Source organism: Delftia acidovorans NBRC 14950, from assembly GCF_001598795.1.
GTDB classification, from domain to species: domain Bacteria; phylum Pseudomonadota; class Gammaproteobacteria; order Burkholderiales; family Burkholderiaceae_C; genus Comamonas; species Comamonas acidovorans.
In genome coordinates this window covers 78,928-93,095 of sequence record NZ_BCZP01000022.1, presented here as the reverse complement: position 1 = coordinate 93,095, position 14,168 = coordinate 78,928, and the positions used below count along the sequence as shown (strand labels likewise).

Annotated in this window: 12 protein-coding genes and 1 pseudogene; 5 read left to right on the top strand and 8 right to left on the bottom strand. The window is 69.0% G+C overall.

From position 1 onward, the window contains the following. A pseudogene (locus tag DA1_RS23025) lies at nt 1-265 on the top strand (Fe/S-dependent 2-methylisocitrate dehydratase AcnD); the annotation flags it as partial. Here the strand turns inward: DA1_RS23025 and DA1_RS23020 are convergent. From DA1_RS23020 to DA1_RS23015, 3 genes are all read right to left on the bottom strand, one after another. Continuing rightward, nucleotides 253-1,167, bottom strand: coding sequence for a LysR family transcriptional regulator (locus DA1_RS23020; RefSeq protein WP_034397252.1), 915 nt, complete (start codon nt 1,165-1,167; stop codon nt 253-255). The pseudogene DA1_RS23025 and the gene DA1_RS23020 overlap by 13 nt on opposite strands. Nucleotides 1,168-1,179: 12 nt before the next feature. Next, the gene (locus DA1_RS30625) at nt 1,180-1,338 is read right to left on the bottom strand and encodes a hypothetical protein (RefSeq protein ID WP_155294329.1); all 159 of its coding nucleotides are present in this window, start codon (nt 1,336-1,338) and stop codon (nt 1,180-1,182) included. Between the two features lie 116 nt (nt 1,339-1,454). Continuing rightward, nucleotides 1,455-2,021, bottom strand: a complete 567-nt coding sequence (locus DA1_RS23015; protein ID WP_034397250.1) for a TetR/AcrR family transcriptional regulator — start codon at nt 2,019-2,021, stop codon at nt 1,455-1,457. 137 nt (nt 2,022-2,158) lie between these two features. On the opposite strand from DA1_RS23015, the gene DA1_RS23010 reads away from it, so the two are divergent. The 3 genes from DA1_RS23010 to DA1_RS23000 are packed head-to-tail and all read left to right on the top strand — an operon-like array spanning nt 2,159 to nt 8,084. Further along, nucleotides 2,159-3,388, top strand: a complete 1,230-nt coding sequence (locus DA1_RS23010; RefSeq protein ID WP_034397249.1) for an efflux RND transporter periplasmic adaptor subunit — start codon at nt 2,159-2,161, stop codon at nt 3,386-3,388. A gap of 26 nt (nt 3,389-3,414) precedes the next feature. Beyond that, the gene (locus DA1_RS23005; protein WP_034397247.1) at nt 3,415-6,570 is read left to right on the top strand and encodes a multidrug efflux RND transporter permease subunit; all 3,156 of its coding nucleotides are present in this window, start codon (nt 3,415-3,417) and stop codon (nt 6,568-6,570) included. Nucleotides 6,571-6,575: 5 nt separating this feature from the next. Then, a complete protein-coding gene (locus tag DA1_RS23000; RefSeq protein ID WP_034397245.1) occupies nt 6,576-8,084 on the top strand; it encodes an efflux transporter outer membrane subunit in 1,509 nt (502 codons plus the stop codon). A gap of 24 nt (nt 8,085-8,108) precedes the next feature. On the opposite strand, the gene DA1_RS22995 is transcribed toward DA1_RS23000, so the two are convergent. From DA1_RS22995 to DA1_RS22985, 3 genes are all read right to left on the bottom strand, one after another. Beyond that, nucleotides 8,109-8,786, bottom strand: a complete 678-nt coding sequence (locus DA1_RS22995) for a glutathione S-transferase family protein (protein WP_225971012.1) — start codon at nt 8,784-8,786, stop codon at nt 8,109-8,111. A 58-nt stretch (nt 8,787-8,844) separates the two neighbouring features. Next, a complete protein-coding gene (gene dsbG / locus DA1_RS22990; protein WP_034397243.1) occupies nt 8,845-9,447 on the bottom strand; it encodes a thiol:disulfide interchange protein DsbG in 603 nt (200 codons plus the stop codon). A gap of 174 nt (nt 9,448-9,621) precedes the next feature. Beyond that, nucleotides 9,622-10,326 (bottom strand): hypothetical protein, encoded by a 705-nt coding sequence (locus tag DA1_RS22985; protein ID WP_051941003.1) that lies wholly within the window; start codon nt 10,324-10,326, stop codon nt 9,622-9,624. Between the two features lie 70 nt (nt 10,327-10,396). Between DA1_RS22985 and DA1_RS22980 the strand changes: the two genes are divergently transcribed. Next, the gene (locus DA1_RS22980; protein ID WP_051941000.1) at nt 10,397-11,107 is read left to right on the top strand and encodes a LexA family protein; all 711 of its coding nucleotides are present in this window, start codon (nt 10,397-10,399) and stop codon (nt 11,105-11,107) included. 53 nt (nt 11,108-11,160) lie between these two features. Here DA1_RS22980 and DA1_RS22975 read toward each other — a convergent pair whose 3' ends face one another. Both DA1_RS22975 and DA1_RS22970 read right to left on the bottom strand, forming a co-directional pair. Then, nucleotides 11,161-12,312 carry a FecR family protein gene (locus DA1_RS22975; protein ID WP_034397241.1) on the bottom strand — a complete coding sequence of 384 codons (1,152 nt, stop codon included), beginning with the start codon at nt 12,310-12,312 and terminating at the stop codon, nt 11,161-11,163. Between the two features lie 18 nt (nt 12,313-12,330). Further along, nucleotides 12,331-14,118 (bottom strand): methyl-accepting chemotaxis protein, encoded by a 1,788-nt coding sequence (locus DA1_RS22970; RefSeq protein ID WP_034397239.1) that lies wholly within the window; start codon nt 14,116-14,118, stop codon nt 12,331-12,333. Nucleotides 14,119-14,168: the final 50 nt, after the last annotated feature.

Here is a 14,168-nt window from a genome sequence, read left to right as displayed (position 1 = left end):
CGGCATGGGCGTGCTGCCGCTGCAGTTCGTGCCGGGCACCGACCGCAAGACCCTGGGGCTGGACGGCACGGAGGTCTATGGCGTGGAAGGCGAGCGCACGCCGGGCACCCAACTCACTCTGGTGATTGAACGCCGCAACGGCCAGACGCTGCGCGTGCCCGTGACCTGCCGGCTGGACACGGCCGAGGAGGTATCGGTCTACGAGGCGGGCGGCGTGTTGCAGCGCTTTGCGCAGGACTTCCTGGCGCAGGCTCAGGCAGCCTGAGCAGGGGGCGTGCCAGCGGCCAGCGGCTGGCGCGCCAGCTCGATGAAGGCCTGCAGATAGTCGGTCTGCAGGTCCGCCACGCGCGCGCCCAGGAAGATCTGCTTGGCAATGCCCTTGGCGCCCAGGCGCACGGGCACCACGTCCAGCTTGCCCGCGTACTCCTGCACCAGCCAGCGCGGCAGGGCCGCCACGCCCCGGCCGCTGGCCACCATCTGCATCATGATGTCCGTGGTCTCTATGGCCTTCTGGCGGCGCGGCGTGATGCCGGCCGGCATGAGGAACTGGTTGTAGATGTCCAGCCGGTCCATGGGAACGGGATAGGTGATCAGCACCTCGGGCGCGAGCTGGGCGGCTTCCACGAAATCGGCCCCTGCCAGCGCATGCGCGCTGGAGACCACCAGCACCTGCTCGTAGTCGAACACGGGCACGAACTCCAGGCCCGTCTTGAACAGCGGATCGGGCGTGACCAGCAGGTCGATCTCGTAGCCGAACAGCGCGCCGATGCCGCCGAACTGGAATTTCTGCTTCACATCCACATCCACATCGGGCCAGCTCGCCAGATAGGGCGCGACGATCTTGAGCAGCCACTGGTAGCAGGGATGGCACTCCATGCCGATGCGCAGCGCGCCGCGCTCGCCCTGGGCGAACTGGCGCAGCCGCTCCTCGGCCAGGTCCAGCTGGGGCAGCACGCGCTGGGCCACGGCCAGCAGGTACTGGCCAGCCTGCGTCAGGCGCAGGCTGCGGCCTTCGCGCAGCCAGATGTCCGTGCCCAGCTGCTGCTCCAGCTTCTTCATGCTGTGGCTCAGCGCCGACTGTGTCACGCACAGCACGCCGGCCGCCACCGTCAGCGAGCCCTGTTTTTCGACTTCACGGACGATGGCAAGGTGGGTGCGTTCGAGCATGCAGCCTCGGCCTCAACGCGGATCCTGGCTGTCCAGGCGTGCCAGTATGTCCAGTGCCTGCTTGGTATCGCCACTGGCAGCCAGCGTGCGAAAGCGCGTTTCCATGTCAAACGCCGTGATGGCCTGCGTGCTCAATTCTTCGATCCGTTTGTTGTTGCTCAAGGGGCTCATGGCTGTTCTTCCAGTTCCGGTTATGGGGCGGGTATCAGGACGCGCAATGCCGGCCAAGCCAGCTCCTCTGGCGCAGATCGCGCACATTGTGGGCCAGTTCCCGACGGCCCGGCGCGCTACGCGGCTGGTGCGCCGGGCTGCAGGGCGCCGTGCAGGAAGGACTGCTCCATCACGGCCGCCACGCTGGCCCGCGCAACACGGCCGCGCCGTTCCGCATCCAGCAGGCCCACGGCCATGGAAAGCCACAGCTCGGTCATGGCCGCGGCCGTGATGTCGATGCGGAACACGCCGGCCTGCTGGCCGCGCAGGAAAAAGGCATCCATGGCCGCCACCCATTCGCTCTCTATCTGGCCGACCACCGAGATGTCGGAGCGCCAGAAATACATCAGGAACAGCAGCAGCGTCTGGTGGTCCTGGCAGTGGGCGGTGAGGCGGCGCAGCGCCTCCAGCGGCGCGTGGCGCTCCAGCTCGGCCGCGTGCATGGCGCGCGACAGGGTGTCGGCCGCATGCCCGATGAGCCGGTCGATGAGCTGGTCGCGCGTGGGGCAGAAGCGGTAGAGCGTGGCCTTGCTGATGCCGATGGCGCGTGCCAGCTCCTGCAGATTGGCCTTGGGATCGTCCAGCAGCGCCAGTGCCAGTGCGCCCAGCAGCTTGCCTTCGTCCTCTTGCTTGGTGCTCGTCATCGCTTGTCATGCCTCCTTGGAAAGTGCATGGATTTTATCTGTTGATGTTTTAAAGAATCAAATGAATCGATGTTGACTCATTTGATTCTGATATGTACCATCGCGGCCTTCGTATCGAACTCAATCAGGTTGTGAACATGAGCATGCGTCTGAACAAGCGACGTGGCCTGACGCTGGCGGCCCTGGTGCTGGCCGCCCTGGCCGCCCTGGCAGCGGGCTGCGGCCGCAACGAGGCTCCGGCCGCAGCGGGTGACGCGCTGCCGGTGGTGCAGGCCGTCACCGTGCAGGCCGCGCCGCTGGCCCTGTCCAGCGAGCTGCCGGGCCGTATCGAGCCCGTGCGCGTGGCCGAGGTGCGTGCGCGGGTGGCCGGCATCGTGCTGCGCCGCCATTTCGAGGAAGGTGCCGACGTCCGGGCCGGCCAGGTGCTGTTCCAGATCGACCCGGCGCCCCTGCGCGCCGCCCTGTCCCGCGCCCAGGGCCAGCTGGCCAGCGCCGAGGCGGCCCTGCTCGAAGCGCGTGCCGTGGTTGGCCGCAACGCGCCGCTGGTGGCGCAGGAGGCAGTCAGCCGCCAGGACTTCGAGGCCATGCAGGCCCGCCTGCAGGCGGCCCAGGCCGCGCGGCAGTCCGCCCAGGCCGAGGTGCAGGCGGCCGCCCTGAACCTGGAATACGCCACGGTCAGGGCGCCGATCGCGGGCCGCATCGGCCGTGCGCTGGTCACCGAGGGCGCCCTGGTGGGCCAGGGCGAGGCCACGCCCATGGCGCTGGTCCAGCAGCTCGACCCGGTCTATGCCGACTTCCAGCAGCCCGTGGCCGAAGCCCAGCGCCTGCGCGCGGCCCTGGCCGAGGGCCGCCTGGCACAGACGGCGGGCAAGGACGGCACGCCGGTCTCCTTGAAAGTGGACGGCACGGGCCTGCAGCGAACGGGGCGGCTGCTGTTCTCGGATGTGACGGTGGACCGCGGCACGGGCCAGATGGCGCTGCGCGGGCGCTTCGACAACCGCGACGGCATGCTGCTGCCCGGCATGTATGTGCGCGTGACCGTAGGCCAGGGCGTGGACCCTGCCGCCATCCTGGTGCCGCAGCGGGCCGTGCAGCGCAGCACCGACGGGCAGGCCCACGTGCTGGTGGTGGATGGCCAGGACACGCTGCAGATGCGCCCCGTGCAGACCGCGGCCATGCATGGCGCGCAGTGGCAGATCAGCGCAGGCCTCAAGGGCGGCGAGCGCGTGGTGGTGGGCCGCATGGCAGGCCTGCAGCCCGGGGCGCGGGTTCAGGTCACGGCCCTTTCCGATGCCGCGGCCTCCCCTACGGCGGGGCTGTCCGGCACCTTCAGCGCCTCCGGCAGCTCCGCCACGTCCAGCGACTGAGCCGGCGCGTGCCCAAGGAATAGACCATGTCCAAGTTCTTCATCAACCGCCCCAACTTCGCCTGGGTGGTGGCCATCTTCATCATGCTCGCCGGGCTGCTGGCCATACCGGCGCTGCCCGTCTCCCAGTTTCCCAACGTGGCGCCGCCGCAGATCTCGATCACCGCCAACTATCCGGGCGCCTCCGCCACCACGGTGATGGAGTCGGTGACCAGCGTCATCGAGGAGGAGCTCAACGGCACCAAGGGGCTGCTGTACTTCGACTCCTCCAGCGGCTCCACGGGCCTGGCCGAGATCACGGCCACCTTCGCCCCGGGCACCGAGCCCGCGCTGGCCCAGGTGGAGGTGCAAAACCGCATCAAGAAGGCCGAGGCGCGCCTGCCCGCGTCCGTGATGCAGATGGGCCTGCAGGTCGAGCAGGCCAGCGCCAACTTCCTGATGATCTACTCGCTGACCTACAAGGACGGCAGCGGCGGCAGCAGCAACAGCGAGGTGGCCCTGTCCGACTACGCCGTGCGCAACATCAACAACGAGATCCGCCGCGTGCCCGGCGTGGGCAAGGTGCAGTTCTTCGCGGCCGATGTGGCCATGCGCGTCTGGGTCGATCCGGGCAAGCTGCTGGGCTACGGCCTGTCGGTGGCGGACGTGAACGCGGCCATCGCCGCCCAGAACGCGCAGGTGCCGGCCGGCAGCTTTGGCGCCTCGCCCGCAGGGCCTGGCCAGGAGCTGAGCGCCACCATTGCCGTCAAGGGCACGCTGGCCTCGCCTGAGGAGTTCGGCCAGATCGTGCTGCGTGCCAGGGCCGATGGCTCGGCCGTGCGCCTGGCCGATGTGGCGCGGCTGGAGGTCGGCCAGCTGGACTACAGCTTTTCCTCGCGCGAGGACGGCCGCCAGGGCGTGGCCGCCGCCGTGCAGCTGGCGCCCGGGGCCAACGCCATGCAGACCGCCAAGGCCGTCAAGGCGCGCCTGGCCGAGCTGTCGCAGAATTTCCCTGCCGGCATCCAGTACGCCGTGCCCTATGACACCTCGCGCTTCGTGGAAGTGGCCATCGGCAAGGTCATCCAGACCCTGGTGGAGGCCGTGGCGCTGGTGTTCCTGGTGATGTGGCTGTTCCTGCAGAACCTGCGCTACACGCTGATTCCCACCATCGTCGTACCCGTCTGCCTGGCCGGCACCCTGGGCGTGATGTATGCGCTGGGCTTTTCGGTGAACATGATGACCATGTTCGGCATGGTGCTGGCCATCGGCATCATCGTGGACGACGCCATCGTGGTGGTGGAGAACGTGGAGCGCCTCATGGCCGAGGAGGGGCTGTCCCCGCTGGCCGCCACGGTCAAGGCCATGCAGCAGGTCTCGGGCGCCATCGTCGGCATCACCCTGGTGCTGGTGGCGGTGTTCCTGCCGCTGGCCTTCATGAGCGGCTCGGTGGGCGTGATCTACCGGCAGTTCTCGCTGTCGCTGGCCGTGTCCATCCTGTTCTCGGGCCTGCTGGCGCTGACCTTCACGCCGGCGCTGTGCGCCACGCTGCTCAAGCCCATTGCCAAGGGCCACCACGCCGAGCGCAAGGGCTTCTTCGGCTGGTTCAACCGCCGCTTCGCGGCGCTGACCGAGCGCTTCGACCTGCTCAACCAGCGGCTGGTGCGCCGCGCCGGGCGCTGCATGCTGGTGTATGCCGCCATCGTGGCCGGGCTGGGCGTGGCGTACACGCGCATGCCCGAATCCTTCGTGCCCTACGAGGACATGGGCTACTACATCGTCGGCGTGCAGCTGCCGCCGGGCGCCACCACGGAGCGCACCAAGGCCATGGTCAAGGACATGGAGGACTACATCCAGGGCCGCCCCGCCACGGCCCAGGCCGAGTTCCTGATGGGCTACAGCTTCTCGGGCATGGGGCAGAACGCGGCCCTGGCCTTCGTCACGCTCAAGGACTGGTCGGTGCGCGGCGCCGGGCAGGCGTCGTGGGACGAGGTGCAGGCCTTCAACCAGCGCTTTGCCCGCCTGTCCGACGGCACCGTCATGGCCGTGGACCCGCCGCCCATCGACGGCCTGGGCAACTCCGGCGGCTTTGCGCTGCGCCTGCAGGACCGCGCCAACCTGGGCCGCGAGGCCCTGATCGCCGCGCGCGACCAGCTGCTGGCCAAGGCCAATGCCTCGCCCATCATTGCCTACGCCATGATGGAAAACCTGGAGGATGCGCCCCAGCTGCGGCTGGACATCGACCGGCGCAAGGCGCAGGCCCAGGGCGTGGATTTCAGCGCCATCAACACGGCCCTGTCCACGGCCTACGGCTCGGCCGTGATCAACGAGTTCCCCAACGCGGGCCGCCTGCAGCGCGTGGTGGTGCAGGCCGATGCGCAGGCCCGCGCGCGGCCCGAGGACATCCTGCGCCTGCACGTGCCCAACGCTGGCGGGCAGCAGGTGCCGCTGTCGGCCTTCGCGTCGGTGCGCTGGGAAAGCGGGCCGGTGCAGATCTCGCGCTACAACGGCTATCCGGCCTTCCGCATCTCGGGCGACGCCAAGCCGGGCCACACCACGGGCGAGGCCATGGCCGAGCTGGAACGCATCATGGCCGAGATGCCGCGCGGCATAGGCTACGAGTGGACGGCCCTGTCCTTCCAGGAGAAAGCCGCCGGTGCCCAGGCGCCCAAGCTGTTCGCGCTGGCCATCGTGGTTGTGTTCCTGCTGCTCGTAGCCCTGTACGAGAGCTGGAGCATTCCCGCCGCCGTGATGCTGATCGTGCCCATCGGCGCGCTGGGATCGGTGCTGGCCACCTCGGCCGTGGGCCTGTCCAACGACGTGTACTTCAAGGTGGGCCTGATCACCATCATCGGCCTGGCGGCCAAGAACGCCATCCTGATCGTGGAGTTCGCCAGGGACCTGCATGCGCAGGGGCACAGCCTGGCGCAGGCCGCGCTGCAGGCGGCACGGCTGCGCTTTCGGCCCATCGTCATGACCTCGCTGGCCTTCATCCTGGGCGTGGTGCCGCTGGCGCTGGCCTCGGGCGCGGGCGCCTCCAGCCAGGCCGCCATCGGCTTCGGCGTGATCGGCGGCATGCTGTCGGCCACGCTGCTGGGGGTGGTGTTCGTTCCTGTCTTCTTCGTCTGGGTGCTGTCCCTGTTCCGGCGCAAGGCGCCGGCCGGCACCCCGCCTGCCCTGCAGGCCCCGGCAACCCCCATCGAGTAAGCGCCATGTCCATGCACTTCTTCCCACGCGCCCTGTGTGCGCTGGCCGCCAGCCTGGTGCTGGCGGGCTGCTCCCTCGCCCCGGTCCACCAGCGTCCGCAGGCGCCCATTCCCACGCACTGGCCGCAACAGGATGCCGCGCCCGTGCTGTCCTCGTCGGCGGCCACGCTGGACTGGAACAGCTTCATCGCCGACCGCCAGCTGCGCCAGCTGGTGGACCTGGCCCAGGCCCACAACCGCGATCTGCGCCAGACCCTGCTCAACGTGGAGGCGGCACGCGCCCTGTACCAGGTGCAGCGCGCCGACCGGCTGCCGGGCGTGGGCCTGCAGGGCGGCGGCACGCGCCAGCGCCTGCCGGGCGACATGAATGCCACGGGCCAGCCGCAGGTGCAGGGCAGTTGGCAGGCCGGCCTGGGGCTGGCCGCCTTCGAGCTGGACCTGTTCGGCCGCGTGCGCAACCTGTCCGAAGCCGCCCTGGGCGAATACCTGGCCACCGAAGAGGCCGCGCGCGCCGCCCGCATCAGCCTGGGTGCCGAAGTGGTGCAGGCCTACCTGTCCCGCGACGGGGGCCTGCGCCGGCTGCAACTGGCGCAGCGCACGCTGCAAAGCCGTGAATCCTCGCTGCGCCTGACTGCGCAGCGGCGCCAGGCGGGCACGGCCACCGCCCTGGATCACCAGGACGCCCTGGGCCTGGCCGCCCAGGCCCGCGCCGACGTGGAACGCAGCGAACGCGAGCTGCGCCAGGCCGGCAACGCCCTGCTGCTGCTGACGGGCTTGGAGGATCTGGGGCCGTACCTGTCCGCACAGTCCGCACGGTCTGCACAGGCCGCAGGGTCTGCACAGTCGGCAAAGTCGCCCGACGTGCCCATGCTGCTGCAGGACCTGTCGGCCGGCACGCCTTCCGAACTGCTCATCCACCGCCCCGACATCCAGGCGGCCGAGCACCGGCTGCGCGCGCGCAGCGCGGACATTGGTGCGGCGCGCGCGGCCTTCTTCCCGCGCATCTCGCTCACCGGGTTCCTGGGATCGTCCAGCGCCGATCTGTCCGACCTGTTCCGCTCGGGCCAGCGCGCCTGGTCGTTCACTCCCCAGGTCACGCTGCCCCTCTTCGACGGGGGGCGCAACCGCGCCAACCTCGACCTGGCCGTGCTGCGCAAGGACATGGCCGTGGCCGCCTACGAGCAGGCCATCCAGACCGCCTTCCGCGAAGTGGCCGATGCCCTTGCCGCCACCGACACGCTGCGCCGCGAGGAAGCCGCGCGCCTGGCGCTGCGCGACAGCAGCCGCGAAAGCCTGCGGCTGGCGCAGGCCCGTTACCAGGCGGGGGTGGACGACCATCTGCGCTACCTGGACGCACAGCGCAGCGCCTTCGCCAATGAAAGCGCCTACATCGATACCGTGACCCAGCGGCAGTTGGCGCAGGCCCAGCTGTTCCGCGTGCTGGGCGGCAGCTGGACTGCGCCGCCGCCGCCGCCACCGCAGTCCCAGCCTGTGGCGGCCTTCCAGCAGCCCTGAGCACCGAGCAGCCCTGAGCCCCGGCTACGCCGCCTCCACCCGCGCGTTGTAGGCCGCCAGGGTCCGCTGCCAGGCGGGCCGGGCCAGGCATCTGTCGCGGTAGGCCACCACGGCGGGGCAGGGCGCGGTCAGCGTGCGGTCCGGGATGCAGGCGAGCACATGCGCCATCAGGATGTCGGCCACCGTGAATTCGTCGGTGGCAATGAAGCGGCGCCCGTCCAGCCAGCGCTCCAGGTTGCCCAGCATGCGATGCGCCCAGCCCACCAGGAATTCGCGGTGCTTGCCGCAGCTGCCATCGGCCGTCCAGTCCAGAACCATCAGGCTGAGCAGCGGCGGCTCCACCGTGTTCATGGCTGCAAAGCACCAGCGCAGCACCTGTGCCTCGCCGGTTGCATCGGAGGGCATCAGCCGGCCGCACTTTCTGGCCAGATGCAGCACGATGGCGGCCGACTCCGAAATCACCTGCCCGTCATCGTCCAGCGCCGGAATCTGCTCGAAGGGGCTGAGCCGGCGGTAGGCCTCGGTGTTCAGGTCGTGCGCGGGATGGTCCATGCCCGCGATCTCGAAGGGCAGCTGCATCTCTTCGAGTGCCCACAGCACGCGCAGATCGCGCGTGCGGCCGCGCGCGCCGGCATTGACCCTGGAAAAACCGTAGAGCTTGAGCATGGTGGCGTTCTCCGCAGTGGTGATCCTGCCGGCCATGCTACTCGTGGCTGCCGAGGTGTGGGCACCACCTGGCGTCCCGTTCACGGCAGCCCGTTCACAGCGCCCCGAACACCTCGGGCAGGGCCGCATCGCGCGGCATGCCGCCATAGCTCTTGGTGCCGCCCTGGCTGTCGATCACCACGATGCCCGGCGTGCCACGGAACCCCAGGGACATCATCAGCTTGCGGTGGGCCTCCAGCGTCTTGCGCACGTCGGGGCTGACGCTGAAGGCGGGGGCTATGCCGCCCTGGGCGGACTTCTTCTCGTGCTCCATCAGTGCGGCCGCGCGGTCCGGGGCCTGCAGGATGGCGGCGGCCTTGGCCGGGCTGTCGTCCCGGATCATGCCCACCAGGATGTGGCGCAGCTGCACCTTGCCTGCATCCACCCAGGGGCGTGCGGCCTCCCAGAACTTGTGGCAGTACTTGCAGTTGGGGTCGGTGAAGGTATAGATCACGCGCGGCGCATCGGCCTTGCCGTCGGGCACCCAGGTGGAGGCCTCCAGCTGCGACTGCACGGTGTCGCCCGCCGGCTTGGCGGCCTGGACCTTGGCCTGGGGTGCCTGGGCCGTGGCAGGGCCTTCTGCGGCCGTGGCCCATCCCGCCGCCAGAAAGAGGCTGGCAGCCATGCCTGCAAAAAGGACGGTGCGTTGAAGATGCATGGGAACTCCTTGAAACGGTTGAATGAATGAGGGGGCGGCGCTGTGCGGCAAGGGTGCAGCGCCTGGTGCTGTGGCAACAGCTGCGGACAGTGTGAGTCGGAGTGCATCCACCGCGTTCCATCGTTATAGGAAATCGCTTGCGCCATCTGGCGCCATCTGGCCCCATCTGGCTCTTCATAGGGATACGCGCTCATCCTGAACGCGCAAGACCGGCTTCAGCAACACGGCATCCAGGCCACTGTCTTCAAACCAGCAGCCGTCCTGCGCCACCACTTCATGTGGCCCGTGCGGTTGAGGTCCCCGTGCATGCAGGCGAACCCGGGCGGTATGGCCGGTGGCCCAGGGCATGTCCTGGCCGAAGGGAACGATCAGCAGGGCTCGCGGGGACAGGTGCCCGGCTTGCAGGCTGCCTGGCGCAGGCGCCAGCCCCTGAAGGGATTGGCGCGCCTGGACCTCCACCCCTACCACCCATGCCCAAAGAATGCTGGGCGCGCTCCTGGCCCAGACATGCAGCTGCAGCAGCGCACTGCCGCCGTTCTCAAGCGCGTGGGCACAGACCTGCACGCTGGCCGGCGCAGCGCTCCAGCCCGGCAGCCATTGCTGCAGGACATGCGCCATCTGGCGGGCATCCGGCTGCGCAGGCAGGCCGGGCGGCAGTTGCATGGACCGCCATGGCCGCTGCGCCAAAACGGCGGCGCACCGCTGCGCACACCACCATGCGCCATGGGGATCGGCCAGCGCACAGGCGTCGGACACCATGGGCAGCCGCGCCCAGCGCACCCTGCCCGTGGAGCCGCGTGCCTGGTAGTACCAGAACGAGTGGAAGCGCAGGCCGGGGATGAAACGGTGGAACAGGGTTTTGCTGGCTGCATTTTTCATGGGAAAAATTTAGCATAGCTATCAAAAAATGAAAAGCATTGCTAATGGTTTCGATTATTAGCATCGCTACATGAAAGTTTGGACCACCGAGCAAGAGGCGGCGAACCTCAAGCGCCTGCTCTCTACTGTGAAAAGCAAGGCCGAGTTCGCAGAGAAGGCCGGCATTCCTGGCGGCTCCTCCATGGTCTCCCAGCACCAAAGCGGCAACCGGCCCATCAGCCTGGAGGCGGGCATTGCGTATGCCAAGGGCTTGAAGGTTTCGCTTTTCGAAATCAGTCCCAGGCTGGTGAAGATGGTTTCCGATTTGCCGGCCCTGCTTCCAGATGGGGACACGCCCGGCACCAATCTGCCCGAGTTTCCCAAAGGATTGCGCCAATATCCCGTTCTCTCGCATGCCCAGGCTGCATCCCTGGCAGATGACGGCGCATTTCCCGATCCCGCTGAAACCCTGGACATCGAATTCGGCAAGGACAACGCATCGCCCGGTGCGTTTTTTCTTGCGCTGGAGGGCGATGCCATGTCGCCCGAATTGCGCGAGGGCGACCGTGTGCTGATCGATCCCCAGGCCAGCCCCCGGCCCGGCGACCATGTGCTGGCCAGGAATGGCAAGCGGCAGGTGCTGCTCAGAAAGTACCGCGTGCGCGGAGTGGGAGAGGACGGCACCGAGGTCTTTGATCTGGTACCGCTCAACGAAGACCATGCCGTGCTGCGCAGCGACAGGAACCGACTGGTTCTGCTGGGCACGGTGATCGAACACCGGCGCCGGCTGCGGGGAAGCTGACGACCGAGCTGTTCGATCAACCGCCGCGCGGCCCCGGCGCCCCGCCTCCGTGCTCAAGGCGCAGCGGCAATCTCGGTCTGGCCATCAGGCCCGGCCACCAGAGTGACAGGCAGGATCTGGGCCAGCATGCGTGCGAACTCGGCGGGGCGATTGGTCTGGTAGGTGCCGCCAATGCGCAGGGCCGCCACGGCCGGGTCGTGCACCACCAGGCCGGTCGGCCCGTAGCGCTCCAGCTCGGCCAGGGCGTCGGCCAGGGGCGTGTTCTCGAAGCGGATCAGTCCCTTGCGCCACAGCGCAATGCTGCCGGGCGCCACAGCCGACACCGGACCGAGCACGCCTGCAGGCGACACGCTCAGGGCCTGGCCCGCGACCAGGGCGGCGGGCGCGGCGCCAGCGGCTGCCGTGCCTTGCGCGCCGGCCACACGCACATGGCCTTCCTGCACGGCTACCTGCACGCTGCCCGCCTCCATGCCCGTGGCGCGATAGCGCACGGAAAACCGCGTGCCGCCCACGGTGACGCGCGCCGGGCCGGCCAGCACATGAAAGGGCCTGGCGCTGTCGAGCGCCACGGCAAACAGGATCTGCCCTTGCGTGATGCGCACCTCGCGCCGGTCGCGGTACAGGGCCACCTGCGCCTGGGTATCGGCATCCAGGGACAGTGCGGTGCCATCCGGCAAGGTGATGGTCCTGGCCTGGCCCCGTGGGGTCAGGTGGCTGCTGGTGAAGGTGGGTTGCTGCTGCCACTGGTGCCAGCCCACGCCCACGGCCAGGACCAGGGTCAGGACCAGGGCCACCGTGCAGCACAGGGCCGCCAGGGCAGGGCGCGGCAGCAGGCGGGACCAGCTCCAGCCTTGGCGCTCTTCGGAGGACGGGCGCTGCGGGGCCGGTTCCGGGTGTGCGTGAGGCGCCGACTGCGAGCGCCTGCGTGCCTGCTCCGCGCGCAGGCGTGCCACCTGTTCGGGGGGAGTGGACCGCGCTGCCGCCAGGCTCTGGCCCAGGTGGCGCAAGGCAGCCTCGTGCGCCGTGCTGGCTGCCAGCCATTCAGTGAATTCGGCTTCTTCCTCGGCGGTCAGGCCTTGCTCCATGCGCGTGTGCCAGTCGGCCGCAGCGAGGTCGATGGGGTTTTGCCCGCGGAAGAACTCTTCCAGTTCGCGCACCTGCGCAGCCTTGTCCAGGGGCGCGGTGCAGGAGCGGTAGCGGCGCATGCGTGCGGATTCCCGGCCTCAGAAGCTGGTCCAGTCCTGCGATTCGGCAGGCGGGCTGGCCGCAGCGATGCGTGCAGGGGGCGAGGTGCGAGCAGCAGCTGCCGTCCGCACGGGGGCAGGAGCAGAAGCAGGTGCACGTGCAGGCTTGGCTGGCGCCAACGCAGATGCCGTGGCCGCGCGCATGGGCACGGACGCCGGCAGCGGCGCCTGAAAACCCGGCTGCTGGGGCACATTGCCCTGATGGCCCAGGCGGAAGATGGCCACGGCCTGCACCAGGCGCTGGGCCTGGGACTTGAGGCTGGAGGCCGCCGCCGCGCTTTCCTCCACCAGGGCGGCGTTTTGCTGCGTGACCTGGTCCATCTGGCTCATGGCCTGCCCGACCTGGGCCACACCGGCGCTTTGCTCGTCGCTGGCGTTGCTGATCTCGCCCATGAGGTCGGTCACGCGCTGTATGGATTGCAGCACCTCGGCCATGGTGGCGCCGGCCTGGTCGGCCAGCTCCGCGCCCTGGCTGACGCGCGTGGCGCTGTCAGTGATGAGCTGCTTGATCTCGCGGGCGGCCTGCGCGCTGCGCTGGGCCAGGGTGCGTACCTCGGCGGCCACCACGGCGAAGCCCTTGCCCTGCTCGCCGGCACGCGCGGCCTCGATGGCGGCGTTCAGGGCCAGGATGTTGGTCTGGAAGGCGATGGAGTCGATCACGCCCACGATGTCGCCGATCTGGCGCGAGCTGGCATGGATGTCCTGCATGGCGCCCACTACTTCCTGCACCACGGCGCCGCCCTTGACCGCCACCTGGCTGGCGCCGCGCGCGAGCTGGTTGACCTGGCGCGCGTTGTCCGCGTTCTGCTGCACGGTGGAAGACAGTTCGTCCATGGAGGCTGCGGTTTCCTGCAGCGCGCTGGCCTGCTGCTCGGTGCGGCGGCTCAGGTCGGCATTGCCCTTGGCGATCTGCTCGCTGGCCACGGCCACGCTGTCGGCGTTGTTGCGCACATCGCTGACCACGCTGGCCAGGCTCTGGTGCATGGCGTTGAGCGAGGCCTGCACGCTGCCTGCGGGCGCTTCGCTGCGCACCAGTCCGGGGTCGAGGTTGCCGTCGGCGATCTGGCGGGCGACTTCACCGAGCTGGGCAGGCTCGGCCCCCAGCGCGCGTGTCAGGCCGCGTGCGATCAGCCGGCCCATGAGCAGGGCCAGCACGAAGGCGACCGCGCTCACGCCGATCTGCATGTTGCGTTGCTGCACATAGGACTGCGTGGCCTGCTCCACCATGACCTGGGCGTGCTGGCGCGTGAGCCGGCTGTACTCGTCGGTGGCCGCGATCAGCTGGGCCAGCAGCGGCCGGCACTCGCTGTTCATCTTGGCAATGGCCTCGTCCCTTTGCTGGCGCAGCGCCAGCGAAACGATGTCCAGCGCCACCGGGCCGTAGCGCTGCTCTATCTGGTCGATGCGGGCGACCAGGGCGCGAGCCTCCTCGCCCACCCCGGGCGCGGCCACAAGGGCCTTGAGCTGGTCCAGGTGGGACTTGACCGCAGCATGGGCGGCGTACACGGCCGTTTTTTCCATGTCCAGATCGGCTGGCGTGTTCACCAGCACCAGGTTGCGCGCCGCGATGGCGCGGCTGTCCACGGCCGCGCGCACCTGTTCGGCCAGATGGGCGCGGGCGTTCACGCCGTCGACGAACTGCGTCAGGTTGCGGTCGGAACCGTCCAGCGCATGAAGGGCAGATACGGAAACCAGTGCGACCAGTAAAGCCAGGGCGGTAAAGGCGGCGTAGAGCTTGGTCTTGACGGTCCAGGTGCGGAGATTCATGGCGCTTTCCAGGTAGGTGGTGCAAGTATCAGTTTCTATCAAAAATAAAT

Bases quoted from the DNA above. Each gene is read 5' to 3' on its own strand.
- DA1_RS23020 (WP_034397252.1), bottom strand. From the start codon at position 1,167: ATGCTCGAACGCACCCACCTTGCCATCGTCCGTGAAGTCGAAAAACAG.
- DA1_RS30625 (WP_155294329.1), bottom strand. From the start codon at position 1,338: ATGAGCCCCTTGAGCAACAACAAACGGATCGAAGAATTGAGCACGCAG.
- DA1_RS23015 (WP_034397250.1), bottom strand. From the start codon at position 2,021: ATGACGAGCACCAAGCAAGAGGACGAAGGCAAGCTGCTGGGCGCACTG.
- DA1_RS23010 (WP_034397249.1), top strand. From the start codon at position 2,159: ATGAGCATGCGTCTGAACAAGCGACGTGGCCTGACGCTGGCGGCCCTG.
- DA1_RS23005 (WP_034397247.1), top strand. From the start codon at position 3,415: ATGTCCAAGTTCTTCATCAACCGCCCCAACTTCGCCTGGGTGGTGGCC.
- DA1_RS23000 (WP_034397245.1), top strand. From the start codon at position 6,576: ATGTCCATGCACTTCTTCCCACGCGCCCTGTGTGCGCTGGCCGCCAGC.
- DA1_RS22995 (WP_225971012.1), bottom strand. From the start codon at position 8,786: ATGGCCGGCAGGATCACCACTGCGGAGAACGCCACCATGCTCAAGCTC.
- dsbG (WP_034397243.1), bottom strand. From the start codon at position 9,447: ATGCATCTTCAACGCACCGTCCTTTTTGCAGGCATGGCTGCCAGCCTC.
- DA1_RS22985 (WP_051941003.1), bottom strand. From the start codon at position 10,326: ATGAAAAATGCAGCCAGCAAAACCCTGTTCCACCGTTTCATCCCCGGC.
- DA1_RS22980 (WP_051941000.1), top strand. From the start codon at position 10,397: ATGAAAGTTTGGACCACCGAGCAAGAGGCGGCGAACCTCAAGCGCCTG.
- DA1_RS22975 (WP_034397241.1), bottom strand. From the start codon at position 12,312: ATGCGCCGCTACCGCTCCTGCACCGCGCCCCTGGACAAGGCTGCGCAG.
- DA1_RS22970 (WP_034397239.1), bottom strand. From the start codon at position 14,118: ATGAATCTCCGCACCTGGACCGTCAAGACCAAGCTCTACGCCGCCTTT.